The organism is Campylobacter sp. TTU_617, from assembly GCF_016599045.1.
GTDB lineage: Bacteria > Campylobacterota > Campylobacteria > Campylobacterales > Campylobacteraceae > Campylobacter_D.
This window is the reverse complement of the sequence record NZ_JAENKV010000001.1, coordinates 32429-57913: the sequence shown is the minus strand read 5'-3', so window position 1 is coordinate 57913 and position 25485 is coordinate 32429. Positions and strand designations below refer to the sequence as shown.

The window sequence follows — 25485 nt, the reverse complement described above, 5'->3', positions numbered from 1 at the left end:
ATTAAAACCTACTTTTTTCAAAATTAATGCCTAAAATTCCTGTTGGTTTAAAAATCAAAATAAAAACCAAAAAAATAAAAGCAAAGGCATCTTTAAAGCCAGAAAGATCTGGAAAAAAAGCTACAACTATTACCTCAGTAAGCCCTATAATAAGTCCTCCAAGTACGGCACCAACAACTGATCCAATACCACCTAATACAGCAGCTGCAAAAGCTTTAAGACCTATTAGAGTTCCCATGCTAGGTTCAATTGAATAATATGTTGTAGCCCAAAATACTCCTCCAACAGCTGCTAAAGAAGAACCTAATGCAAAAACAATTGCAATAATACGATTTGCATTAATTCCCATTAAATTTACGGTTTGAATATCAAAAGCTAAAGCTCTTATAGCAATACCATATTTACTTTTGTGTAAAATAAAAAGAAGAATAAGTAAAATAACAAATGTTATTATAGGGACAAGTAAGCTTCCAAAAGTAATGCTAATATTAAAAAAAACAATATTTTCTTCAAAAATACTCGGGACTGGAAATGCTTTTGGAGTTGAAGTAAAGAACATATTAAAAAGATTTTGCAAAAGAAAGCTTATACCAATTGCTGTTATAAGTAATGAAATCTTTGGAGCATTTCTTAAAGGCTTATAAGCTACCTTATCAGTTGCAATACCTACACACGCAGCAAAAATCATTGCTAAAAATAAAGCCCCTAAAAAAGGAATTTGAAAATTTAATATACTAAAAAGTGCTATATAAGCACCTACCATCATAATATCCCCGTGGGCAAAATTAATAAGTCGTAAAACACCATAAACCATTGTATAGCCTACTGCAATAAGCGCATACATACTTCCTAAACTTAAACCATTAATAAGTTGTTGCAAAAATAAAGTTAAATCCATAATATTCCTAAGGGTTAATAATATCTTTATAAATTTGTTTTTGATTTTTGATTTCTTTGATTACTACAGAACGAATTGCATTTCCACTTTCATCAATGCTAATTATCCCGCTAACACCTTGAAAATTTTTAGTTTGATGAATTTTATTATTAATACATTCTGTATTAAGATTAGCAATGCATTCATTCATAGCATTTACCATTACAAAATAAGCATCAGCACCCATAGCTGAAAATGCAGGAACTTCTTTAGTTCCTTTTTCTTTTTCATAAGCTGATATAAATTTTTTTCCAAGCTCTGTTGTGGGATTATTAAAATCAAAGCTATCGGTAAAAATGTAGCCATTGCTAGCTTCTAAAGCTAAATTAATAAAGGTTTGATTTGCTACTCCATCTCCAGAACCCATTGGGGTGTTAAGATTTAAATTTCTAGCTTGTCTTGCAAATAAAGATGCTTCTGTATAATAAATAGGTAAAAATATAAATTCAGGATTGATGCTTTTGATCTGAGTAACAATAGCTTTAAAATCCTTATTTCCAGAATTAATTCTAATTGTTTTTAAAATTTTACCATTATTTGAACTAAATTCTTTTTCAAAGGCTTTAGCAAGACCTAAAGAATAATCATTGCTTTGATCAACTATAATTACAGCATTTTTATAACCTAAGGTATTATAAACATACTTGGCCATAGATGAGCCTTGGAAATTATCACTAAAACACACCCTACTTGAATATTTTTTCTTATCTAGCAATCTATCTCCAGTAGCAGCAGGTGCAATAAGTGGAATTTTATTATCTTCAGCTATTTTCATAACTTGTAAAGTATTAGCTGTAACCATTTCTCCAATAAGTCCTAAAACTTTATCTTGAGAAATAACACGATTGGTTCCACTTGAGGATTCTATTTTATCTCCCTTTGTATCAATAACAATCAAATTTACTTTATCACCATTTTTTAGTGTATTTTCTAAAGCATTAGCAAGTTTAATACCCTCTAGAGCACTTTGCCCATAAGCAGCAGTTAAACCGCTTAATGGGAGTATAATTCCTAAATTTATTTCTTTCGCATTTAAGGATAAAGTCAAAAAACTTATTAAAATTAGAAATTTTTTCATTATTTTACCTTTTAATATTTATGGGTTTATACTTGTTTTATAAACTTGTTTTTGATTTTTGATTTCTTTGATTACTACAGAACGAATTGCATTTCCACTTTCATCAATGCTAATTATCCCGCTAACACCTTGAAAATTTTTAGTTTGATGAATTTTATTATTAATACATTCTGTATTAAGATTAGCAATGCATTCATTCATAGCATTTACCATTACAAAATAAGCATCAGCACCCATAGCTGAAAATGCAGGAACTTCTTTAGTTCCTTTTTCTTTTTCATAAGCTGATATAAATTTTTTTCCAAGCTCTGTTGTGGGATTATTAAAATCAAAGCTATCGGTAAAAATCACTCCATCCACAGAATTTCCCCCAAGTTTTATAAAAGTTTGATTTGCTACTCCATCTCCAGCGGCTAAAATTTTATCAAATCCAATTTGTTTAGCTTGCCTTGCAATTAAAGCTGCTTCTGGGTGATAAATAGGCATATAAACAAAATCAGGATTTAAGCTTTTTAACTGAGAAGCTATAGCTCTAAAATCTTTATCTCCAGAATTAATAATTAATTTTTTGATTATTTTTCCACCATTTTCTTCAAAGGCCTTTTCGAAAGCTTTAGCAAGACCTAAGGAATAAATATTACCTTGATCTATGATAATTACAACATTTTTTAAATTAAGCTCTTTAGCAATATAAGAGGCAAATTTTTCTCCTTGAAAACTATCTTTAAAACATACCCTACTTGCATATTGTTTTTTGTTTAAAAGTTTATCACCAGAAGCCACTGGTGCAATAATAGGAACTTTTTTATCCTCAGCAATTGAAATAGCTTGAATAGTATTTGGAGTTGTTGCTTCTCCAATAAGTCCTAAAACTTTATCTTGAGAAATAAGACGATTAAGACCATTTGATGTTTCAAGCTTATCCCCTTTAGTATCAATAAGAATAACCTTTACTTCATCTCCATTTGAAAGCTTAGAATTTAATTTACTTGCAACTTCTATTCCAGATAAAATATCTTGCCCATAGGCAGCAACAGAACCCGTAAGAGGTAGTGCAACTCCTAGACGTACTTCTTTTGCATTAATATAATTACCAAGAAGTAAAATACATAATATAAAAACATTTTTTTTCATTAATATTTTCCTTAAAATATTATTTTATAAAAGTTCCGTGTTCAGTTTTTTTAGGAGGTTCTTCTTCTAACAACTCTTTTTCTTGAATTTTAAAAGCAAAATCCCCACCTTTGAGATAAGCAATGATATTGTCTATATCATTATGACTTAATTCTCTTGCATATAAAGCCATTTGAGTATTTGTTTTAGATGGCTCAAGAGTATAAGCTATTAAAGAAGCTTTTATCTGTTCTGGAGTCATATCTTTTAATCTTTTAGAGTTAGAAAATTTTTTTTCTCCTTGATTGCCGTGACAAACATTACATTTTTTTTGAAAATAAATTTCTTCTCCTCTTTGAGAATCATATTCTTTATTCGTATTAAAAGTATAATCAAAAATAGACTTCAAATTGATACCAAAAAGCAGACTTTTAAAAACTAATATAAGCAATATCAATCTAAACATAATTACAAAACCTTTATTTTATAGAAAATTCAATATTTGTTTTATTGTGATATTTTTGTTGTTTTTGATTAAAACCATTTATCTTATGATATTCATATCTGTAGCGTATAACTCCAGAAACATTAATATCTTTAAAAATTTCATCCAAAGGAGTACTAAAACAAAAAGATAATAAACTTATCAAGACAAATATTATTTTCATCAATATCACTTTAAAAATAACTTTTGATTATAGCAAAAAAAAATAACCACTGATTAATGACCGCCTTTATGTAAAAAATAAAGTCCTATACATAAAGCTAAAATAGATGCTGCAAGATAGCTCATATCAAGTGGAGAGCTAAATTTCATTTGCAACACTCTTTGAAAAAAATTAACCACTAAAACCATAATAATAACTTTGGCAAGTTTATCTTTAAGTTGATCTAAGCTATGAACTTCTAAAACTTTACTTTGTTTTGTTTGTTTAAATTCTTCTATTTCGCTAATAAAAAGCTCATATACTCCAAAAGAAAAAATAAATAAAACAAGCGCCATTAAATATAAATCAACAGCACCAATAATAAGACCTATAACATCATCGTGTAAATCTATTTGAGAATTGCTAATAAAAAAATACTGGTAGGTAAAAAGAATAACTTTTAAAATATCATAACTTGCAATAATAAATAAAACAAAAGAACCAATAAGTCCAAAAATAACAGGTAAAATCGTAACAATACGACTTCTAATTAGTAAAGATTCAAAAAATTTTTCTAACATTGCACTCCTTTTAAAATTTTACTTAATCAATTCTAAATATTTTTGAGCAATTCTTACTGCATTTGTTGCTGCTCCTACACGAATCTGATCAGCTACACACCAAAGATGCAATATATTTTTATGATTAATATCTTCTCTGATACGTCCAACATAAGTTTCATTTGTATCACTTGTGAAAAGAGGCATAGGATATTTTTTATTTTTTATATCATCCATTAAAACAACACTTGGTGCATTTTTTAAAATTTCTTTTGCCTTATTTACATTAACTTCTTTTTTAAAATGTAAAGTTAAAGATTCGCTATGACTTCGAAGAACCGGAACTCTAACGCAAGTTGCTGAAATATCAATTTTTTTATGTAGAATTTTTTGAGTCTCATTGATCATTTTTAATTCTTCTTTTGTGTAACCATTTTCCATAAATTCATCAATTTGTGGTATCAAATTTAGGGCTAAGGTATATGGGAAAGTTTTGCTTTGAAATTCATCTAATTTAAAAGCAAAAAAACTTTGCATTGCTTCAACAAGCTCTTTCATTCCCTCTTTTCCTGCACCACTTGCGGCCTGATAAGTGCTTACATCAACCCTTTGTAAATCAAAAACATCATCTAAGGGTTTTAAAATATGTACCATTTGAATAGTGGAGCAATTAGGATTTGCTATAATTCCGGTTTTTTTATAAAGCTTAATATCCTCGCTATTGCATTCAGGAACAACTAAAGGAATATCCTTATCCATCCTAAAATAACTTGTATTATCTATCACAAGAGCTTTATTTTCTGCTGCTATTTTGGCATATTTTTTAGAAATTTCACCTCCAGCACTAAAAAAAGCTATGTCAATTTTATTATTTTTAAAAACTTCTTCGTTAAGTTCTTGAACTTTATAATATTTATTTTGAAATTCAACTTCACTCCCAGCACTTTTGGCACTAGCTAAAGGCAATATACTTTCTACTGGAAATTTTAATTCATCTAAAACATTTAAAATTTCTTCACCAACGGCACCTGTAGCTCCAACTATGGCAATTTTTTGCTTTTTTGGCATTTTTTATCCTTTAATATTATATTTTTGAATTTTTTCTTCTAGAATATGAATTTGCATTCCTAAAATATCACTAGCCTCTTTTATATTAAAATTAACACTTTGAAGAACTTCAATAATTAAATCTTTTTCAAGATTTTTAATCTCTTTTTTTGTTTTTCTTGCTTCTAAAAAAAGATCTTGAGTCAAAATTTCATCACTATCACTTAAAATACAAGCTCTTTGAACAATTGAAATTAACTCTCTAATATTCCCTGGATAATCATAATCAAGTAGCGCTTCTTTTGCTTCTTTGGAAAATTTTTTATTTTTAAAGTCGTATTCTTTACAGGTATCTTCTAAAATTTTCTTAGCAATATCAAGTATTTCTTCTTTTCTTTCTCTTAAAGGCGGAATATTAATAGGAATAGTATTTAAACGATAATATAAATCAGATCTAAATTCTTCTTTTTGAATTTTTTCTTCTAAATTAGCATTGGTTGCACAAATTAATCTAATATCAATTTTAATACTCTTAGTTGATCCCAATCTTGTAATTTCTTTCTCTTGTAATGCTCTTAAAAGTTTTGCCTGAATTTCATAAGGCATTTCCCCAATTTCATCTAAAAAAAGCGTTCCGCCGTTAGCTGATTCAAAAAGTCCCATTTTTGATGAATTAGCATCAGTAAATGCTCCTTTTTCAAAGCCAAATAATTCACTTTCAATCAAATTTGAAGGAATAGCAGCCATATTAATAGCTACAAAAGGCATATTTGATCTTTTGCTATTTTTGTGTATATATCTTGAAAAAACTTCTTTTCCAACTCCACTTTCTCCAAAAAGCATTATAGAAGCATCAGTTTTTGCCGCTTTTAAGCTTAAATCTAAAATTTTTTCTAATTTTTCAGAAGAGGCAAAAAAATCTTTAGTGTTATTATCTAAATTTTCTTTTTTTCTTGGATTTTTTTTTGTTTTTTCTTGAATAATTTTAGCTCTTTTTATAGCCTGAATTAATGTTTCAATATCAAAAGGTTTAGTTAAAAAGTCTTTTACGCCAAGTCTTACTGATTCAATAGCACGATTTAATGTAGCATTACCTGTCATTATTATAAAATCATATTTATTTTGACAAGCTTTTATAAATTCAAGCCCATCCATACCAGGCATATTAATATCTGTAATAATTAAATCTACATTATCATCAAGTTTTTTTAAGGCTTCTGTAGCAGACTTATAAGATTTGATTGTAAATTCTTTATATTCAGCCAAAGCAATTTCAAGAGATTTGCGCATATTGATATCATCTTCGACTATAACCAAATTCATAAATCAACCTTTAACTTTTTCTTAGATATTAGCAAAATAGAACTTTAAAAAAGGTAAAATTAAGTATTTGTTAATTTTTAAATTATTTTTATATATAAAATTTTCATCTGTTGATTACAAGATAATTAAAAATTAATTTTATTTAAAATAATTTATATTTATTTTTTTCTAAGATAGTAAATCAGTGCACTATTTAAACCAAAATCAACACTAAAACGAAGGGGTAAAATTTTTATATAAATTTCATTTTGAGCTTTTAAAAGATTTGTTTGGGTAAAACTTTTTATTTGAATTTTAGCTCCTATAAAGCATTCATTTAATTCATCTTTGTGTGCATTTAAAAAATCTAATTTAATCTTTTTTGGCATATTTTCATCAATAAATCCTAAAGAATTTTTAGGAAATTTAAGATAGTCTTTTTGAGTATAGGGGAGTTCGCATACAAAATCACTAAGAAAATTATCACTTTTTGTCATTGCTAAGGATATATTTTGACTTTGATGAAAAAGAATTAAATTTTTACTAGAAAGTTCAGCCCAAAATATAAATTCATCTTGGGCAAATAGTTTTAAATTTAATAAAATTAATAAGCAAATAATTCTTTCCACTTGTCTGCATCTATTTTAAGTTCTACATTAACTCTATAAAGTCCTTGATTAAAACTTTCATCAATTATACTTGCATTTTTTATAAGTCCATTAACTTGAGCAGTAATTGTTGAACTTCTTAGCATAGCATCTTTTACCGTATCTTTACCATTTACTTTCACTCCATAAAGTTTGCTTGCAAGTTGTCTATAAGCATCAGTTATTGCAGCTCTTTTAGCAAGCGCTAAAGCTTGAGCGGAAGATACGGTATTTAAAGGAGCTATTCCTTCTCCAACAGCTGTAAAGCTAAGTTCTGTTTCGCTAACATCAGGAGCTAACATTTTTTCTTCTTTGATGATATTTCTTACATCATCTTTATCAACTTTTTGAACAATAATATCTGGATTGTTATTTGCAACTGTATTATTTGCAGTTGTATTGTTCATTTTTGTTGTATTAGGAACACATCCACCAAAAACCATTGCTATAATAAGCATAAAAAATAATTTTTTCATATATACACCTTCAATATATTGTAATTCCAAGTTAAAAAGCAAAAACTATTCCAAATTTAAATTTACTTCTTCCTCCTCCTCTTCATTTTCTTCTTTTGGACATTTAGCTATGCTAACTACTTCATCGTTTTCTACATTTACAACGATAACTCCACTTGTGTTTCTTCCAGCCTTTCTTATACTTTGCATATCTACGCGTATCATTTTACCGCTACTTGTTAATGCCATTAAATCCATGCTCTCATCTACAATAACAACACTAATTAAATCTTTAGTTTTATCTGTAAGCTTCATACAAATAACACCTTTTCCACCTCTACTTTGAAGTCTATATTCTCCAGCAGTAGTTCTTTTGCCTATACCTTTAGCACTTATGCTTAAGATTTCTTGTTCGTTATTTTCTATGACAACAGCCCCAACTAATTCGTCATTTTTTTCTTTAAATTTAATAGCGGTTACTCCTCGACTTACGCGACCAATCTCTCTAACTTTGGCAAGAGGAAACTTGATACACATACCTTTTTTAGTAACAGCAAAAAGCATTTTTCCTTGAATATTATCGTTTAAGTCTGCATTTTCTTCTAAAACATTTACTTCTTCTTGTATATTTTCTTCATCATTTTTATCAAAAATTTCATTCTCATCTCTTTGAACGATGATGGCGGTAACAAGCTCATCATTTTCATCAAGATTGATAGCTTTTACTCCAACACTTCTAATATTTTGGTATTCACTTAAATTTGTTCTTTTTACTATACCATTTTTAGTAAAGAAGCATAAAGATTTACTCTCATCAAAATCTGTAGTAGGAATAATAGCCATAATTTTTTCATCAGCTTGAAGATTGATAAGATTTACAACAGCCTTTCCTTTTGCTGTGCGACTTCCTTCAGGTATTTTATAAACTTTAAGCCAATAAAGTTGGCCGCGATCAGTTACAAACATTAAAGTATCATGAGTATTGGCAGTAAAAAAGCTTTCAATAAAATCATCATCATAGGTAGTAACTGCGAGTTTTCCTTTACCTCCTCGCTTTTGTTTTTCATATTGCTTACTTGGCACACGTTTGATGTAACCACGATGAGTTATGGTAACAACCATATTTTCATTTGGTATCAAATCTTCAATATCAATATCATCATAATCATCTTCAATCTGGGTAATCCTTGGAACATCAAATTTAGTTCTTATTTCTTTAAGCTCTTCTTTTATTAAATTTTCTAATAAAACTTCACTTTTTAAGATTTTTTCTAGTCTATCAATTTCTAAAATAAGTTCTTTTAACTCATTTTCAATTTTTTCTCTTTCAAGTCCGGTAAGACGTCCAAGCTTCATATCTAAAATAGCGCTTGCTTGAATTTCGCTTAAATTAAATTTTATAACTAATTCTTCTTTAGCTTTTGTATTATCAGGGCTATTTTTAATTAAAGCTATGATTTCATCGATATTATCTAGTGCAATTTTTAATCCTTCTAAAATATGCATTCTAGCCCTTGCCTTTTGAAGATCAAAAATCGTTCTTCTAATGATAATTGTTTTTCTGTGAGTTAAAAATAAATTTAAAAGGTCTATTAAAGAAAATATCTTTGGCTCTTTGTTATAAATAGCTAACATAATTACACCAAAAGTACTTTCCATTGTTGTTGATTTAAAAAGATTATTCAAAACAATCTCACTCATTGCTTCACGTTTAAGTTCTATAACAACACGTATTCCTTCCCTATCGCTTTCATCTCTAACTTCTGAAATTCCTTCAATTTGTTTTTCTTTTACTAAATCAGCAATTTGTTCTATAAGTCTTGCTTTATTGGTTTGATAGGGAAGCTCATCAATAACTATAATGTCTTTATTTACTTTTTTTTCTATATGTGTTTTAGCACGAATTTTAATACGCCCTCTTCCTGTTTTATAGGCTTCTATAATCCCCTTTTTTCCATAAATAATACCTCCTGTTGGAAAATCAGGCCCTTTAATAAATTGCATTAATTCTTCTAAGCTTGCTTCTTTATGATCAATTAAATATAAAATTGCATCTATTAATTCATTTAAACTATGCGGTGGAATATTTGTTGCCATACCCACTGCAATACCGCTTGATCCGTTAAGCAATAGATTTGGAACCCTAGAAGGTAATATATCTGGCTCTGTAGTTGTTCCATCGTAATTTGGAATAAAATCAACTGTATCTTTATCAATATCTTTTAAAAGCTCTTCTGCTAAAATTGTCATTTTAGCTTCAGTATAACGCATAGCAGCAGCACTATCTCCATCAATAGATCCAAAATTTCCTTGTCCATCTATAGTTGGATAACGCATAGAAAAATCTTGAGCCATTCTTACAAGAGCATCATAAACAGCACTATCTCCATGAGGATGATACTTACCTATTACATCCCCCACAATACGTGCTGATTTTTTATGCTTACTTTTGCTGCCTACTCCAAGATCATTCATTGCATACAAAATTCTTCTATGAACTGGCTTTAAACCATCTCTTGCATCAGGTAGAGCACGTCCTATAATAACACTCATAGAATAATCAAGATAACTACTTTTAATAGAATTTTCTATATCAATAAGATCAATATCAGTATCTTTGTTAAAAATATTTTCCATAAAAATCCTTAAAGCCTAAAAAATGATTATTGTATCAAATTATTCTTTTGCATCAGCTAAAACAAGAGCAAAAAGAACAAAAATTTTATTTTTTTCTAAAAGTTCTTTAGCTTCCAATAAACTAGAACCAGAAGTTACAACATCATCAACTAAGATTACAGGATGATTTATTTTTTTTAAAAGCTTATAATTTCTTTTATTTTGCTGACGAAATTGCATATTTTGACCTGAATATTTTGCATTAGATTGAGCATGAAGTGCTCCATAAACTGGTTTAATATTTTTGCTTTTTAAATATCTAAGTAAAATTGCTGAATGAGAATAAAGCAAATTTTCAACCTTATCATCTAAAGCTATAGCATTAATTTTTATATCTGGATTAAAAAAATGTTTAAACTTTTTAAAACTTAATTTTGCAAGCATATTAAAAACAAAATATCCATAAAAATGGTGTTTAGAATAAAGAAGATGCTTGATTTGTTCATATTTATAAAAAGAATAAACTTTAAAATTTTTATCAAGCATTCTTATGCTTAAGGAAAGCTCTTTTAAATTTTCCTTGCATTTATCACAGAATCCTAAAAGAGCAAATTCCTCACAATTAAAACATTTCAAAGTGAGGCAATGATACTTGCTGCTTTATTAGCCATTTGTTTAATCAAAAGATGAGTATAGAAAGTGATTTCTTTTAGGTTATCAAAACCTTGTACATCTTGTTTTGTGCGTATGGTAAATTTTCTATTTTTATTTACATCATAAAGAGATAAAACTCCAACCAGTCTAGAATGAAGCCCTGTAGAATCTTTTTTAGAATTATAGTCAATAAAAGCTAGATCAACTTTAGTTACATAAGGAGAATTGTCATTATTGTTTTCCAATACTACAATCCCTCTTGACTCAAGCTCTTGTTTTAAATAAACATAAAAAACAGCATTAAATTGAGTATCAACAAAATATTTTTGATTATTAGTAAATAAAGTTTTTTTATCTTCACTTAAATCATAAAATCTATGTAAATAAACTTTTTTTAAAGCTACACCAGTATCAAGAGTTCTTTTATTAGCACAACATTCAATACCTACATCACTAATATACAAAAGTCCTTTTATTTTTGCTTCAAAACCACTTGGACTTTCACAAGAGGTGCATCCTGAATTTTTAGAAACTTGATTTACTTGAGCAAAAGTATCTTGACGATTTGCACAAGCACTTAAAATAAAAATACTTGCTATAAAAATCACAAGTCTGATAAACATCACATCTCCTTAACTTTCTATATTTTTAATTGTATTTAAAAATCAAGCAAATTTCAAGCCAAATTTAAAATATGTATTTTATAAACTCATTGGATTTAATCAATTTTTTATGTTTTTTTTTTTTTATAATACATTCAATTTATAAAAAAAGGAGCAAAATGAAAATTTTAAAAATAATCTGTTTAACAATGCTAGAGCTTTTAATATATATTAATCCGTTCAAATTTGATTTTTTAAAAGATGGGTTATTTATTGTTATTGTTATACTAGGTTTTGCAAATTTACATATCGATACACTTGCGAAAAAAATAAAAAAACAATGGCAGATTCAAACTCAAACCAAAAAAACTTTTTTAAAAACTTATACTTTTTTAAATATATGTATATGTTTATCCCCTTTTATATATTCATTCCTTATCAAAATCAAAAATTATGATTATTTGCTTAGTGTAATATTTTTTATACCTTTTATTTATTTTTTTGTAGAATTAAGAAAATTAACCGATTTAATCTTAGCAATTGATATAAAATTAAAAAATATTAATGATAATGTTTTATCTTTTGTCAGGGAAAGTGAAATTTTATACTCTTTTTCAAAAGAAAAAGAAGACAACAAAAAAGAATAAAAATTAATTTTACAAACAAATGAAGATGTTATAATTTCTTCTATAGATATATACGATGATGTTACAAGAATAAAATTAGGACAAGAATATTTTATTTTTAATGAAAATTTCTTACAAAATTTATTTTTTATTTTAGATGATATAACAAAAAATGTTGATAGAATTACCAAAAAAGACTTTTTTAAAACATTTAATAAAAATACTTTAACAAATAAAAAACAAGAGCCTTTTTTCAATGAAGAAGAATTTGATGATTTAATTACAAATCAAGAAAAAATTGGAAAATACTTTTTTAATACAGATGAATATTATATAAACGATATCAATAAATATAAATTTAAATTTTGTGAAAGTTGTTTAGCGGCAAAATATAAAAATAAAACTGATGATGACACTGAAGAATACTTTTGTTCTCCTATTTGCGAAGAAACAGAAAAAATATGCGAAAAATTAAGCGAAGAAATAAATCCTATATTAAATGAAAATGAAAGTCTTCAAGAATATAGTCAAAGAATAGCTAAATCGATTTCTAATGCTTCCACAACAATTACTACTATGCTTGGAGTATCTAAAAATTGGATTAACAATTTCGCAATTTTTCAAAATAAACAAACAGGACACGGTTTAGCGGCTGAACTTATGAATCATCAAAATGAAAAAATTATTGATCAAATAACAAAAAATGCCAAGATTGTTGGAGGAGATAATGCAAAAAATGGAGCTGATAGGATTGTAAATGGTGTAGAAATACAAACTAAATATTACAAAACTCCTCAAAAAACAATAAACTCTGCTTTTGACAATCAAGGAAATGGAAATTATCGTTATTATACAAAGGATAATAAACCTATGACCTTGGAAGTTCCAAAAGATCAATATGATTATGCTGTAAAAAATATGGAAGAGAAAATAGCACAGGGTAAAGTCCCAGGAATAAGTGATCCAAGTGAAGCTAAAAATATTATAAAAAAAGGTAGCGTAACATATCAAGAAGCTAAAAATTATTCTAAATTTTGCTCCAAGGAAAGCTTAAAATTTGATGCAAAAAATGGAGCTGTAGTTGCAAGCACAGCTTTTGGCATAAGTTTTGTTATTAATACATATGTTTTATATTATCAAAATCAAAATATAAAAGAAGCTATAAGACAATCTGCAATTTTAGCATTTAAATCAGGAGGGCAAGCTTTTACTGTTTATATGATTGCAACTCAAGTGCAAAGAATTGAACTTGTTAATAAATTTTTACAGCAAGTAATAAATTTTAATTTTAAAGGAGCATTAGGTCAAAGAATAGCTCAAGGTTTAGCTTTATCTTCCGGAAAAGAAGCCATAAAAACTACTACTGCTATGCAAAATGCAGCTAATAATGCCTTAAGAGGGCAAGTAGTTGTTGCAGCAACTATGATGGCAATTACTTCTGGTATAGAAATTCATCAGATGATGAGAGGAAAGATATCATCTATGCAATGTGTGAAAAATATAATAGTTAATTCTAGTTCAATTGCTGGTGGAGTGGCTGGTGCTATTATAACAGGTGCAGCATTAGGTTCTGTTGTTCCTGGCGTTGGAAATTTGGTTGGAGGATTTGTCGGAGGTATGATAGGTGGAATCGGTGTTTCTAAAATTACAAAAAATATATTAGATAATTATATAGAGGATGATTTAACTAAAAAACAAAGAATATTTTTCAATCATATTATAACTTTAAGCACTCTATTTAAACTTTCAAATGCAGAAGCTTCAGAATTTAGTATGATTGTAGATAAAATGATTCAAGAAGATAAAAATTTCTTCAAAGACAAATTAAATGCTTCTATGATATTAGCTTCTTCAAATAAAATTCTAAAACCTATAGTTGTGTTAATTGTATCCAATAGAACCAAACTTCCTTTGCATACTTTTAATAAAGAAATAATTGCAGAAGTCATTGATGAGGAGATTGAAGAAATGATAAATTAAAATATAAAAAGAATTATCTAAAATTTTTAGATAATTCTTTAATCGATTTTTAAAACACTTAAAAATGCTTCTTGTGGTAAATGCACTTTTCCAATGGCTTTCATTCTTTTTTTACCTTCTTTTTGTTTTTCAAGTAGTTTTCTTTTTCTTGTAATGTCTCCACCATAACATTTTGCGGTAACATTTTTCCCCATAGATTTTACGTTTTCTCTTGCTATGATTTTATTGCCAATGCTTGCTTGGATAGCCACTTCAAAAAGTTGTCTTGGAACTATCTCTTTCATAGCTTTTACAAGCTCTCTTCCCTTTGAAAGTGCTTTTTCATTTGGAACTATAATACTTAGTGCATCAACATTTTCTCCTGCTACTTTAATATCAAGCTTAACAAGATCTCCTACTCTAAATTCAATAGGCTCATAATCAAAACTTGCATAACCTTTAGTAAGGCTTTTTAATTTGTCATAAAAATCCATTACTATTTCATTTAAAGGTATATCATATTCAAGTAAAACCCTTTGAGTGGTAATATAATCCATCTTAACTTGCACCCCTCTTTTGCGGTTTAAAAGAGTGATTAAATTTCCTAAAAATTCACTAGGTGTTATAATTGTAGCTTTAACATAAGGCTCTTTGATAAAATCAATTTTATTAACTGGTGGAAGTTCGCTTGGATTTTGAATTTTTAATATCACTCCATCTGTTTGATGAATTTCATAAGTTACAGTTGGCGCAGTGGCAATCAAATCAAGATTAAATTCTCTTTCAAGCCTTTCTTTGATCACTTCCATATGCAAAAGTCCTAAAAATCCTACCCTAAAGCCAAAACCTAGAGCTAAAGAAGTTTCTGGCTCATAAGTAATAGAACTATCATTAAGCTTTAATTTATCAAGAGCATCTCTTAAATCTTCAAATTTATCTGTTTCTATGGGATAAAGTCCTGCAAAAACAAAAGCTTTTGCTTTTTCAAAGCCAGAAATAGGCTCTTTAGCTTTATTTTTTACAAGAGTTATTGTATCACCAACTTGAACATCGCTTACATTTTTTAAACCTAAGACTACAACCCCTACTTCACCTGAATTTAAAGTCTTTGTTTTTATAGGGTTTAAAGGATGAGGATAAAAAAGATCTTGAACCAAATGTTTTTTATCTGTGCTCATAATTAATATTTCATCATTTTTAGCAATTTGTCCTTCATAAATTCTTGCTAAAGCTAAAGCACCTAAATAATTATCAAACCAAGAATCATAAATTAAAGCTTTTGTGGGAGCTTCATTATTAATTTTTGGAGCTGGCACTTTGGTAATAATTGCTTCTATAAGCTCTTTTATACCTTGACCTGTTTTTGCACTTACGCAAATTGCCTCTTTACAATCTATACCTATAATATGTTCTATTTCGTGTTTTACTTTTTCTACATTAGCTGAGGGAAGATCAATTTTATTGATCACTGGAATAATTTCAAGATTATTTTCTAAAGCTATATATACATTAGCTATAGTTTGTGCTTCAACACCCTGAGTAGCATCAACAACAAGCAAAGCTCCTTCACAACTTGCTAATGATCTACTAACCTCATAAGAAAAATCAACGTGACCTGGGGTGTCTATTAAATTTAAAATATATTCTTGATTATTAAAAGTGTATTCTAAACGCACAGACTGTGCTTTAATAGTAATACCCCTTTCTTTTTCTATATCCATAGTATCCATAACTTGATTACTCATTAATCTATCGCTAATAGCACCACACTCACTAATAATTCTATCCGCTAATGTGCTTTTTCCGTGATCAATATGAGCTATAATTGAAAAATTTCTAATATTTTGCATTAATTTTTCATACCTTAAACAATTTTTATAAAATTTAATTTTATCAAAAGAACAATTTAAAAACAATAATTTCAAATTTGATCAAAAATATTGCTATTTAACTCTTTTATTTCTTTTTGGTTTAATTCTTTTAAATTTCCTTCTTTCATTAAAATTACTCTATCTGCTAAGTAAAAATATTTATCATCGTGAGTAATAGCAAAGATAGTATAATTTTGTTTTTGAAGTAAAGGAAGAAGTTTAGTATAGAAAAAATTTCTATATAAAGGATCTTGATCTGCACCAAATTCATCTAAAATTAAAAATTTTTTATCCTCCATCAATGTTAAAAATAAAGCAAGACGCTTTTTCTGCCCTTGAGATAATGAAGTGGTTGAAAGCGTAAAATTTTGCACTTTAACTTTGTGATTTAAATCTAAAATTTCCAACCAACAAGATAGATTATTTTTTTCTTTTTCCTCGCAAATAACTTTATCAAAAAGAAAAAATTCAGAGAAAACAACACCAATTTCTTTTCTATAAATATGAATATTTTCTTCGTTTAATAAAATATTATCTAATTTCATTTCCCCTTGATAAGCTCTTAAAATTCCTGATAATATTAAAGATAGAGTTGATTTACCACTGCCATTTTTTCCAATACAAAAAACAAGTTCTCCACGATTTATTTTAAAATTTATATTTTTTAATGCAAAAGAAGAATTTGGATAATTAAAACTAATATTTTTTAATTCTATGCTTTTCCAAGAAGAAAAATCTTCTTTTATTTCTTTAAAATCTTTCTCATAGGAAGCAAGATTTAATTTATTGATTTTATCAAAAGAAAGTTTTGCACTTAAGATCATAGGAAGAGCACCTATGGCAGAAATTAAAGGTGTTCTTATAAATAAAATAATAAAAACTACCATAGTAGCTTCATTAAGTTTTATCCAAGAAAATGATAAAGATAAATAAATAATTAAACCAGCCAAAGCTAAGATCATAGCATTTAAAAGATTATTAGCCAAATTGTGTAAAGTATCAGCCTTAATAGCATTAATACATTTTAATTTTGCATGAGTTTTAAATTCTTTTTCATAAAACAATTGACTTCTTTTTATGCTTAAATTTAACTCTTTATGACCTTCTATGACCATTTGATAATCTTTTTGTAAGATATCTTCATTGTCTCTAACTAAATTAAGATAATGATAAACATATTTAACTATAAAATGACTGATTAAAAAAGCAAAAAATAACCATAAAAAAACAATAAGAAAAATCAAAGAATGCAAAGAGAAAATATAAATACTTGCACAAAAAGCAAATAAAAATCCTTGTAACATTTCTGGCAAACGCATAATTCCAAAAGAAATATTTTTAATATCATTATTTAGACTGGCTAAAATTTTAGCCTTTCCAAGTTCTAAAATTTTTAAATTTTCAGTATCTAAAATTCTTTTAAGGAAATATTCTTGCAATCTTAAAACAAAATGATGGCCAAAACGAGTTAAAAGAAATTGTGCAATTATAGAGCTTAATAAAAAAATTATCACCAAAAGAAAAAAAGTTAAAAGTACTAAATAATCATTATAGAAATTAAGAACTTTAGAATTAATATAAGCTAAAACAAAAATTCCCATAATAGAACTAAAAATATTTAGCACAAAAAGTAGAAAAAAGTAAAATTTATGTTTTTGAAATAAAAATAAAAAAGTATTCATTAATTTTTTCTCACCATAAAAATAAAATATACACTTCCTAATAAAGTTGCAATAATACCCAAAGGAATTTCATAAGGAAAGATTAAAAGTTTTGATAAAAATTCAGCCAAAAGCATAAACAATGCTCCAATTAATGTTGTTAAAAATAGTTTCATTTTCATATTTTGAATAAAAAATAAGTTAGCAAGATGAGGAGCTAATAAACTTATAAAACTAAATGGACCGGTATTTAAAACAACCAAAACACTTATTAAAGCACAAAAAATAAGTAAAATAATCCTTACTTTAAAAAGATCAAGGCCAATGTTTATTGCACAAACTTCTCCTAAACGCAAAGCATTGAGCCAACGTGTAAAAAATGGCATAATCAAAAAAGAAATAATCGTAAAAATCAATATAATTAAAGCATTATTAAAACTAGCATTTAAGATTCCAGCTTGAGTAAAAGCTAAAAAACTATAAACTCTTATATCTGCACTTAATAAAACTATTTTAAAAAAAGCGTCAGTTAAAAACATAATGCAAACGCCAAGTAAAATAATCTTTTGCATGCTTATTTTTTGTACAAAATAGAAAAAAACTAATAAAAATAAAATAGCTAAAGCTCCAATTAATGCTAAAGGCCATACAAGAAATGGCATAAACCATAAAGCAAAAAGTACTCCTAAGCTAGCTCCTGAATTAATACCTAAAAATTCACTTGAGGCCATAGCATTAAAACTTAAACGTTGCAAAATAAAACCTGCAATTGCCATTAAAATCCCACTACATGCCAAAATGATAAGTTTACAAATTCTTAAATCAAAAATTTCTTTTGGAGTGGAAAAATCTATCTTTAAATTTAAAAAATCAAAATATAAATTCATTATAAAAAATAAAATTAGTAAAATAAAAACTATACTAAATAAAATATATTTAGAAATAAAAAAATGATTTTCATCTAAAAAATAACAATCATTAGAATAATCTTTTATTTTTTTAAAAATAACATAAATTAATAAAGGTATTCCTAAAAAAGGGACCATGCTTCCTGTTGGTAGATTGATATTTCCTAAAAGTTGTAAAAGCTGCAAAATTAAATCAATATTTGAAAGTAAAAAACCTCCCACCAAAGAACAAAATAAAAACTCTTTTTTTATATCATCAAATTTAAATTGATGGATTAAAATACTTGCAAATAAACCTAAAAAAGCTACTGAGCCTACAAAAGAAACAACTAAAGCTACTAAATAAGCACTTAATATCAAAGTGATTGCTTTACTTAATATTATATTTGCCCCAAGAGATTTTGCAATAATATCTCCTAGTGTTAAAATTTTAAAAGAAGAAGAAGAAAAATAAAGAAAAATAAAACCTATACTAGAATAAAAAATAATTTGAAAAAAATCTTTTAAACCATTTTGCGTAAAATATCCACTATTGTAAAATAAAAAAGCCTTGCTTTCTTCTGGATATAAAAGTATAAATAATGAAGTTAAAGCACTAAAAAATAAAGAGCTTATTAAACCTAGCAAAATAATACTTACATTATTAAATCTTTTTTTATATCCTAAAACAAAAATGGGTATTAAAATGATAATAGCCCCGAAAAAAGCTATCAAAATTTTAAAATTTTCATAAATAAAAGGAAAAAATAAACTACTTAATAATAAAAAAAATCCAGAAGCTGAAGAAACCCCTAAAGTTGTATCACTAACTAAAATATTATGTAAAATTTTTCGTAAAAGCAAAGAAGCTAAAGAAAGCAATACTCCACAAATAAAACAGACTCCTATTCTACTTAAAACATAATTTTTCAAAATAAAAATAAATAAATCACTATTATTATTTTTTAAATTCAAAAATTCAAAGTAAAATACCAAGAATAATAAAATTAAAAACAATAATATCAATGAAAAAATTAACTTTTTCATTTTAAATTATCCTTTAAATATTTTGCAAAACGTTCTATACTTAGCAAGCTTCCTGCACTCCAAATAGGATCTAATTCTATATAATCTTTAAATAAAAGTGTTTTTTGATAAAAAGGATTATTTTTAATTTCTTTTTTTATATTAAAAGGATGTGGTTTTATAATAATTATTCTAGTATTTTCGGGGAGATCTAAAAGATCTAAAAATGAAATATTATCAACGCCCCAAACATTTTTTACTTCTTTTTTATAAGCATTTTCTAAACCAAGTTCTTTTAAAACAACTCCAAATATACTATGATTTGTATAGATTCTTAAATGCTTTGGATCAATAAATTGCACAATAGCTAAAGGTCTATTTTTAGATTTTATTTCAAGACTAATCTCTTTTAATGTATTTTTTGTATTTTCTATAAGTGTTTTTGCTTCTTTTTCCTTTGAAAGTATTACCCCAAGTTCTAAAACAGCATTATTAATGCTTTCATAAAGATCTCCTTCTTTATAAAAATCTATATTATAAACTTTGGTATATTTTTGTAAAGAATGATTATTTAATGAAAATAAAGAAGAAGAAATTAAAATATCAGGTTTTAATCTTATAACCTGTTCCAAATTTGGCTTAACTCTTAATCCTAAATCTAAAGTATAATTTTGCAAAGAAGGTTCTTTAACCCAAGTATTATAACTTTTTTTATCTCCTACTGCTTGAATATGATATCCTAACAACATCATAGTTTCAGCTGCAGTCCAATCAAGAGCAATTACCTTTAACTCTTTGGAAAAAAGATTAAGGCTTAATAAAAATATTAAAAAAATTTTTAACATTAGAAAATAGCTACTAAAGAATTTTTTTTAGGATGTTTTAAGATTGTATTGTCTATTCTAAAAATCTTTTTAATATTTTCTTCTTTCATAAATTTTAAATTGCTATTATGAAAAATAATTTTACCCTCCTCTAAAGCAATAATTTCATCACAATAAGAAGCTGCTAGATTAATATCGTGCAAAATAATAATTACTCCTATATTAAGTTCTTTGCTTATTTTAGAAATAAGTTTCATAATATCAAATTTATAAGCAATATCTAAAGCAGCTAAAGGCTCATCAAGAAGTAAAAATTTGCTTTTTTGTGCCAAAAGCATTGCTAAAAAAGCTCTTGTTTTCTCTCCACCTGATAAAAATTGTAAATCTTTATTTTCCATATAATCAACATCAGTTAATTTCATAGCTTCATAAATAATATTTTCGTCATTTTGTTTTCTAATAAAATTCTCATAAGAAAAACGCCCCATTTTCACAAGCTCTTTTACGCTGATATGATATAAATGTGGTAAATGTTGGGGTAAATAAGCTATTTTTTTAGCAAATTCTTTAGATGAAAAATACTTTATATCTTTTTCATCAAGCAAAATCTGCCCTTTTTGAAATTTAAGTTGTTTTGCTAAAATTTTTAATAAAGTTGATTTTCCCGATCCATTATGCCCCATTAGAGCATAAATTTTCCCGCTTTCAAAAGAAAGAGAACAAGGATGAATAATATATTTTTTTTCTTTACTAAATTCTAAATTAATTACTTTAAGTAATGCCATAAATACTTTCTTGAAAAAATAAAATTTTAATTGTAACAAAAACTTAGATAAGTTTTGTTTAAAAAATAAAATTATACAATAATTTTTTTAATAATGAGATTAACTCTCATAATTATATTTTTTATAAGGAGAACAATGAAAATTTCAAAATTAGCAATATTATCTTTAAGTGCGAGTTTAGCCTTAGCACAAGAAATTGGTAATTTAGATGAAGTTAGCATAGTAGGAAGTATAGAAAAAAGCAAGGAAGTTGATTATTTTAATCCAAGAAATATAACTGTTATTGATTCAGAAACCATTGAAAAAATGGGTTTTACTCAATTAGATGAAATTATGCGCTATGAAAGCGGATTTTTATCTCAACCCTATGGTTCTGATCTTGATACCACAGATTGGCTTAAATTAAGAGGCTTTGATGCAACCTTAACTTTAGATGGAACAGCCATCTATAAAGGCGGATATTTTGGCTTCTCTCCTGATATTTATGGTTTAGAAAAAATTGAAATTATAAAAGGAGCCGATTCAATTAGCTATGGATCATCTCAAAGTGGAGGAATTATTAATCTTATCAGTAAAAGACCTCAAAAAAAATCTTTTGCCGAAGTAGGTGTAAAGGTTGGAAATTTGCAACAAAATGGAATATTTTTTGATGTAAATGATCAATTTTTAAAAGATAATACTTATTTTAGATTAGTAGGTAATTATCAAAGAGAAAATGGACAAGTTGATAAAACATGGCAAGAACATTATTATATAGCTCCAAGCTTAAATATAGACATTAATGAAAAAACATCTTTAACTATTTTATCAAGTTTTCAATATGATCAAGGAGTTCCAACAACAGCTTTTTTTCCAGCTTATGGCACACTTATAAATACCCCAAATGGCTATATAGATCCAAGTACAAATCTAGGTTCGCCTTTTAGCGATTATCTAAAAAGAAGTCAAGTTTCTTTAGGTTATGAATTTATTCATTATCTAAATGATGATTTATATTTTACTCAAAATTATAAATTCAATATGGAAAATAAAGATCAATTTTCTGTTAGTTTTTCTTATCTTGATGCTTCTAATCAAAATACTGCACATAGATCTTCTGTAATTGTAGATGGTATAGCAAGAACACATACTATAGATAATAGGCTTAATTACACTAAAAATTTTGGAAAAATAAAAAATGAATTTATCACAGGTATTGATTATCAATATGCTTATGTAAGAGGTAAATATGGTTATGGAACAGCAAGTGATGTCAATATTTTTTATCCAGATTATACTCCACAAACCAAAAGCGATGTTCCAACCTATCTTGTTAAACAATCTCAACTTGGTTTGTACCTAAAAGATAAAGTAAAAATTGATAATTTTATTTTTAATGCGGGATTACGTTTTGATAAAGCAAAAAGTGATTCAAAAAGTTTTGGAGCAAAAAGTGATTATAATGTAAATCATACCTCTTTACAAACTGGAGTAATGTATATTTTTGATAATTTAGGATTAATGCCTTTTATTAATTATTCGCAATCTTTTAGACCTATAGCTGGAAATGATGGCAATGGAAACAATTACAAACCTTACGAAGGAAGACAATATGAAACAGGTATAAAATATCTTCCTTATTTTATGGATGCTGAATTTTATCTTACTTATTTTGATTTAAAAGAGAAAAATGCTCTTATAAATGCACCTAGTGGAAGTTTTGCCTCTATTCAAAGCGGAAAACAAATTTCAAAAGGAATAGAATTTAATTCAAATATCCACCTTAACGATATATTTAATTGGTTATTAGCTTATACTTATTATATTAAAACAGATACAGACTTAAATACCATAGAAACAATTAGAACTCCACAAATGCCTAAAAATACATTATCTTCTTATTTAATTTATACTTTTGCACTTAATAACAAAAGTTCTATTCAAACTATATTTGGAGTAAGATATGTAGGATCTAGTACAGATGAAGCAGGAAATAAAGGACTTAAAATTCCTTCATACACTCTTTATGATACAGGATTGGTGTTTAATTATGATAAATGGCAAACAAAACTTAATATAGATAATATTTTTAATAAAAAATATGTTAGTTCTTGTTATTATAGTTGTTATTATGGAGAAGGAATTAGAGCGAGTTTAAGTTTATCTTATAAATGGTAAAATAAATATTATTTTAACCGATTTAATAACAATGAGATATTTTATTATTTTTTTACCATTATTTTTATTTGCATCTAATTTAAAAGAATTAATTGAACTAAGCTTAAAAAATGAGCAATATCAAATTAAAATAATGCAAAATATGCAAAGTTCTTTTGAAATTCAAAGTTTAACTTCATCCTATATGCCAAATTTAAATTTGGATATAGGATATGTAGGTCTTAATAAGGATCGTCTTATCATAGATCCACAAGAAAGTTTTTACACAAAATTAAGTCTTAATTTTCTTTTGTATGATGGAGGCAAAAGAGAAGCTTTAATTAACTCTTTAAAATTTAAGAAAAATATTACAGAATTAAATAAAGAACAAAGTAAAAATTACCTAGCTCTTAAAGCTTCAACTTTATATTTTAATTATCAAAGTCTTCAAACTATCATTAAAGCTAGCGAACAAAAAGAATTATTTTTAGAAAATACCTTACAAAGACTAAAAAAATTCTATAAAGTGGGTCTTAGTGCACAAAATGAACTTGAAAGCATAAATGCAAAATACCATTTAGCTAAACTTGAACTTTCTAAAAATTTATTAAAATTAGAAGAAATTAAAAAAGATATAAAAATTTTAACTGCACAAGATTTTACTCCAGAAAAATTAAATTTTTTAGAAAACCCTAGCAAAGATTTTAAAAACAATAATAATTTAGAATTTTTAATAGCCAAAGAACAAATTAATCAAGCTAACGAAAAATTAAAAATTGCAAAATCAAGTTATTTGCCTAAAATATTTTTACAAAATAATTTTATATTTTATAAAAACAATTATAATCCAAAAATTCCTTCTATTTATCAAAATTTAGCCAATGATTTTTTTAAAAAACACGCTCAAAGCAATCAGTTCATCATTGGGATGCAATGGAAAATTTTTGACTTTAATCAAAGAAGCAAAGAAGTAGAAAAAGAAAGATTGGAAGTTCAAATTGCAAATGCTAAAGCTAATTTAATTAAAAGAGAAAATGAGCAAAATTTAGAATATTTACAAAAAAATTTAGATATTCTAAAAGAACAAATCAATGCTTTAACTTATGCTTTAAAAGCAAGTGAAATAGCCTTTAAAGTAGTTAATGAAAAATACTCTGCAGGACTTTGCTCTTATATAGAGTATTTAGAAGCTTTAGAAGAAAAATTTAAAGCCTTTAGCAATTTAGAATTAGCTAAAAATGAGCTTGAAATTACTAAAGCAAACTATTATTTTTTAGCAGGAATTGATATAAAAGATAAGGTTTTATAAATGAAAATTATCATATGTTTAATCATAAGTTTTTATACACTTATGGCTAAAGAACTTTATGCAAGCTTCAATGTTGAAGCATTAAATCAAAGCAAATTAAGCCTAGAAAGCATAGGTATAGTTAAAGAAATTAAAGTAAAAATTTCAGATTATGTAAAAAAAGGTGATGTTTTATTAAGTCTTGATACAAGCAAAGAAGAAATTGCTTTAAAAAATGCACAAAATGATTATAAATTAGCTCTAGCTAAATTTAATAATATAAAATCAAAAATGGATAAATTTAACCAAGTGCAAAATTTTATTGATAAACAAAGTTATGAAGATATTAAAACTGAATTTAATATAGCCAATCTAGAGCTTCAAAAAGCAAAAATCAATATAGCTTATTATGAAAATTTAATAGATAAAAAAATTCTCAAAGCCCCTTATGATGGTGTCATTTTTGATAAAACTATTCAAGTTGGAGAAGGAGTAGCTGGAGTTAATCAAGTTTTATTTAAAATTTTTTCTTATCCAAAAGTTAAGCTTGTACTTAGTTTTGATGAAAAATATAAAGATGAAGTAAAATTAAATCAAGAATTTATCTATAAAATAGAAGGAAAAGAACAAACATTAAAAGGGAAAATTTCACTTATTTATCCAAGTATAGACATAAAAACAAGAAAAATTTATGCAGAAGTTCAAGCAGAAAATTTAACACCAGGACTTTTTGGCGAAGGTAAAATCATCATTAAAGATTAAAA

23 protein-coding genes are annotated in these 25485 nt (G+C 26.5%); 5 read left to right on the top strand and 18 right to left on the bottom strand.

Translation table 11 applies throughout. The features are described from left to right. Nucleotide 1 precedes the first annotated feature (1 nt). From GQV94_RS00260 to mapA, 13 genes are all read right to left on the bottom strand, one after another. A complete protein-coding gene (locus tag GQV94_RS00260) occupies nt 2-898 on the bottom strand; it encodes a branched-chain amino acid ABC transporter permease (protein ID WP_200168989.1) in 897 nt (298 codons plus the stop codon). Nucleotides 899-905: 7 nt separating this feature from the next. After that, nucleotides 906-2015: an ABC transporter substrate-binding protein gene (locus tag GQV94_RS00255; protein ID WP_200168988.1), complete on the bottom strand. Its 1110-nt coding sequence runs from the start codon at nt 2013-2015 to the stop codon at nt 906-908. A gap of 18 nt (nt 2016-2033) precedes the next feature. Further along, entirely contained in the window at nt 2034-3149 is a 1116-nt protein-coding gene (locus GQV94_RS00250) for an ABC transporter substrate-binding protein (RefSeq protein WP_200168987.1), read from the bottom strand. A 19-nt stretch (nt 3150-3168) separates the two neighbouring features. Then, nucleotides 3169-3597: a c-type cytochrome gene (locus GQV94_RS00245; RefSeq protein ID WP_373563787.1), complete on the bottom strand. Its 429-nt coding sequence runs from the start codon at nt 3595-3597 to the stop codon at nt 3169-3171. 10 nt (nt 3598-3607) lie between these two features. Then, a complete protein-coding gene (locus tag GQV94_RS00240) occupies nt 3608-3796 on the bottom strand; it encodes a mini-MOMP protein (RefSeq protein ID WP_200168985.1) in 189 nt (62 codons plus the stop codon). A gap of 53 nt (nt 3797-3849) precedes the next feature. Beyond that, nucleotides 3850-4356, bottom strand: coding sequence for a YqhA family protein (locus GQV94_RS00235; RefSeq protein WP_200168984.1), 507 nt, complete (start codon nt 4354-4356; stop codon nt 3850-3852). A gap of 18 nt (nt 4357-4374) precedes the next feature. Further along, the gene (locus tag GQV94_RS00230) at nt 4375-5403 is read right to left on the bottom strand and encodes an aspartate-semialdehyde dehydrogenase (RefSeq protein ID WP_200168983.1); all 1029 of its coding nucleotides are present in this window, start codon (nt 5401-5403) and stop codon (nt 4375-4377) included. 3 nt (nt 5404-5406) lie between these two features. After that, nucleotides 5407-6705, bottom strand: a complete 1299-nt coding sequence (locus tag GQV94_RS00225) for a sigma-54-dependent transcriptional regulator (RefSeq protein ID WP_200168982.1) — start codon at nt 6703-6705, stop codon at nt 5407-5409. Nucleotides 6706-6863: 158 nt separating this feature from the next. After that, nucleotides 6864-7313 carry a hypothetical protein gene (locus GQV94_RS00220; RefSeq protein ID WP_200168981.1) on the bottom strand — a complete coding sequence of 150 codons (450 nt, stop codon included), beginning with the start codon at nt 7311-7313 and terminating at the stop codon, nt 6864-6866. Continuing rightward, complete coding sequence (gene flgP, locus GQV94_RS00215) at nt 7289-7807, bottom strand: flagellar assembly lipoprotein FlgP (RefSeq protein ID WP_200168980.1); 519 nt, start codon at nt 7805-7807, stop codon at nt 7289-7291. The genes GQV94_RS00220 and flgP overlap by 25 nt, the downstream gene beginning before the upstream one ends. A gap of 45 nt (nt 7808-7852) precedes the next feature. Further along, entirely contained in the window at nt 7853-10423 is a 2571-nt protein-coding gene (gene gyrA, locus GQV94_RS00210) for a DNA gyrase subunit A (RefSeq protein WP_200168979.1), read from the bottom strand. Nucleotides 10424-10462: 39 nt separating this feature from the next. Next, a complete protein-coding gene (locus tag GQV94_RS00205; RefSeq protein ID WP_200168978.1) occupies nt 10463-11038 on the bottom strand; it encodes a phosphoribosyltransferase family protein in 576 nt (191 codons plus the stop codon). Then, nucleotides 11035-11679 carry an outer membrane lipoprotein MapA gene (gene mapA / locus GQV94_RS00200; protein WP_200168977.1) on the bottom strand — a complete coding sequence of 215 codons (645 nt, stop codon included), beginning with the start codon at nt 11677-11679 and terminating at the stop codon, nt 11035-11037. The genes GQV94_RS00205 and mapA overlap by 4 nt, the downstream gene beginning before the upstream one ends. Nucleotides 11680-11837: 158 nt before the next feature. On the opposite strand from mapA, the gene GQV94_RS00195 reads away from it, so the two are divergent. Both GQV94_RS00195 and GQV94_RS00190 read left to right on the top strand, forming a co-directional pair. Continuing rightward, nucleotides 11838-12305, top strand: a complete 468-nt coding sequence (locus tag GQV94_RS00195; RefSeq protein ID WP_200168976.1) for a hypothetical protein — start codon at nt 11838-11840, stop codon at nt 12303-12305. 555 nt (nt 12306-12860) lie between these two features. Beyond that, nucleotides 12861-14264: a hypothetical protein gene (locus tag GQV94_RS00190; protein WP_200168975.1), complete on the top strand. Its 1404-nt coding sequence runs from the start codon at nt 12861-12863 to the stop codon at nt 14262-14264. Nucleotides 14265-14302: 38 nt separating this feature from the next. Here the strand turns inward: GQV94_RS00190 and lepA are convergent, their stop codons facing one another. The 5 genes from lepA to GQV94_RS00165 form a co-directional block, all read right to left on the bottom strand. After that, the gene (gene lepA, locus GQV94_RS00185; RefSeq protein ID WP_200168974.1) at nt 14303-16093 is read right to left on the bottom strand and encodes a translation elongation factor 4; all 1791 of its coding nucleotides are present in this window, start codon (nt 16091-16093) and stop codon (nt 14303-14305) included. 71 nt (nt 16094-16164) lie between these two features. After that, entirely contained in the window at nt 16165-17739 is a 1575-nt protein-coding gene (locus GQV94_RS07890; protein WP_200168973.1) for an ATP-binding cassette domain-containing protein, read from the bottom strand. A gap of 56 nt (nt 17740-17795) precedes the next feature. After that, a complete protein-coding gene (locus GQV94_RS00175) occupies nt 17796-19709 on the bottom strand; it encodes an iron ABC transporter permease (protein WP_200168972.1) in 1914 nt (637 codons plus the stop codon). After that, complete coding sequence (locus GQV94_RS00170) at nt 19706-20533, bottom strand: ABC transporter substrate-binding protein (protein WP_200168971.1); 828 nt, start codon at nt 20531-20533, stop codon at nt 19706-19708. Before GQV94_RS00170 ends, GQV94_RS00175 begins: the two co-directional genes overlap by 4 nt. Beyond that, nucleotides 20533-21297, bottom strand: a complete 765-nt coding sequence (locus tag GQV94_RS00165; RefSeq protein ID WP_200168970.1) for an ABC transporter ATP-binding protein — start codon at nt 21295-21297, stop codon at nt 20533-20535. Before GQV94_RS00165 ends, GQV94_RS00170 begins: the two co-directional genes overlap by 1 nt. 135 nt (nt 21298-21432) lie before the next feature. Between GQV94_RS00165 and GQV94_RS00160 the strand changes: the two genes are divergently transcribed. Genes GQV94_RS00160 through GQV94_RS00150 form a run of 3 tightly spaced genes read left to right on the top strand, consistent with a single transcriptional unit; the run spans nt 21433 to nt 25483 of the window. Continuing rightward, on the top strand, nt 21433-23454 hold the full coding sequence (locus GQV94_RS00160) for a TonB-dependent siderophore receptor (protein WP_200168969.1): 2022 nt from the start codon (nt 21433-21435) through the stop codon (nt 23452-23454). A gap of 31 nt (nt 23455-23485) precedes the next feature. Then, nucleotides 23486-24742 (top strand): TolC family protein, encoded by a 1257-nt coding sequence (locus GQV94_RS00155; RefSeq protein ID WP_200168968.1) that lies wholly within the window; start codon nt 23486-23488, stop codon nt 24740-24742. Then, a complete protein-coding gene (locus GQV94_RS00150) occupies nt 24743-25483 on the top strand; it encodes an efflux RND transporter periplasmic adaptor subunit (RefSeq protein ID WP_200168967.1) in 741 nt (246 codons plus the stop codon). Nucleotides 25484-25485 lie beyond the last annotated feature (2 nt).

Coding starts and splice junctions, on each gene's coding strand:
- GQV94_RS00235 (WP_200168984.1), bottom strand. CDS start 4,356: ATGTTAGAAAAATTTTTTGAATCTTTACTAATTAGAAGTCGTATTGTT.
- GQV94_RS00195 (WP_200168976.1), top strand. CDS start 11,838: ATGAAAATTTTAAAAATAATCTGTTTAACAATGCTAGAGCTTTTAATA.
- GQV94_RS00170 (WP_200168971.1), bottom strand. CDS start 20,533: ATGTTAAAAATTTTTTTAATATTTTTATTAAGCCTTAATCTTTTTTCC.
- mapA (WP_200168977.1), bottom strand. CDS start 11,679: ATGTTTATCAGACTTGTGATTTTTATAGCAAGTATTTTTATTTTAAGT.
- GQV94_RS00150 (WP_200168967.1), top strand. CDS start 24,743: ATGAAAATTATCATATGTTTAATCATAAGTTTTTATACACTTATGGCT.
- GQV94_RS00155 (WP_200168968.1), top strand. CDS start 23,486: ATGAGATATTTTATTATTTTTTTACCATTATTTTTATTTGCATCTAAT.
- GQV94_RS00190 (WP_200168975.1), top strand. CDS start 12,861: ATGCTTGGAGTATCTAAAAATTGGATTAACAATTTCGCAATTTTTCAA.
- lepA (WP_200168974.1), bottom strand. CDS start 16,093: ATGCAAAATATTAGAAATTTTTCAATTATAGCTCATATTGATCACGGA.
- GQV94_RS00230 (WP_200168983.1), bottom strand. CDS start 5,403: ATGCCAAAAAAGCAAAAAATTGCCATAGTTGGAGCTACAGGTGCCGTT.
- GQV94_RS00255 (WP_200168988.1), bottom strand. CDS start 2,015: ATGAAAAAATTTCTAATTTTAATAAGTTTTTTGACTTTATCCTTAAAT.
- GQV94_RS00260 (WP_200168989.1), bottom strand. CDS start 898: ATGGATTTAACTTTATTTTTGCAACAACTTATTAATGGTTTAAGTTTA.
- GQV94_RS00250 (WP_200168987.1), bottom strand. CDS start 3,149: ATGAAAAAAAATGTTTTTATATTATGTATTTTACTTCTTGGTAATTAT.
- GQV94_RS00175 (WP_200168972.1), bottom strand. CDS start 19,709: ATGAAAAAGTTAATTTTTTCATTGATATTATTGTTTTTAATTTTATTA.
- flgP (WP_200168980.1), bottom strand. CDS start 7,807: ATGAAAAAATTATTTTTTATGCTTATTATAGCAATGGTTTTTGGTGGA.
- GQV94_RS00225 (WP_200168982.1), bottom strand. CDS start 6,705: ATGAATTTGGTTATAGTCGAAGATGATATCAATATGCGCAAATCTCTT.
- GQV94_RS00240 (WP_200168985.1), bottom strand. CDS start 3,796: ATGAAAATAATATTTGTCTTGATAAGTTTATTATCTTTTTGTTTTAGT.
- GQV94_RS00160 (WP_200168969.1), top strand. CDS start 21,433: ATGAAAATTTCAAAATTAGCAATATTATCTTTAAGTGCGAGTTTAGCC.
- GQV94_RS00165 (WP_200168970.1), bottom strand. CDS start 21,297: ATGGCATTACTTAAAGTAATTAATTTAGAATTTAGTAAAGAAAAAAAA.
- gyrA (WP_200168979.1), bottom strand. CDS start 10,423: ATGGAAAATATTTTTAACAAAGATACTGATATTGATCTTATTGATATA.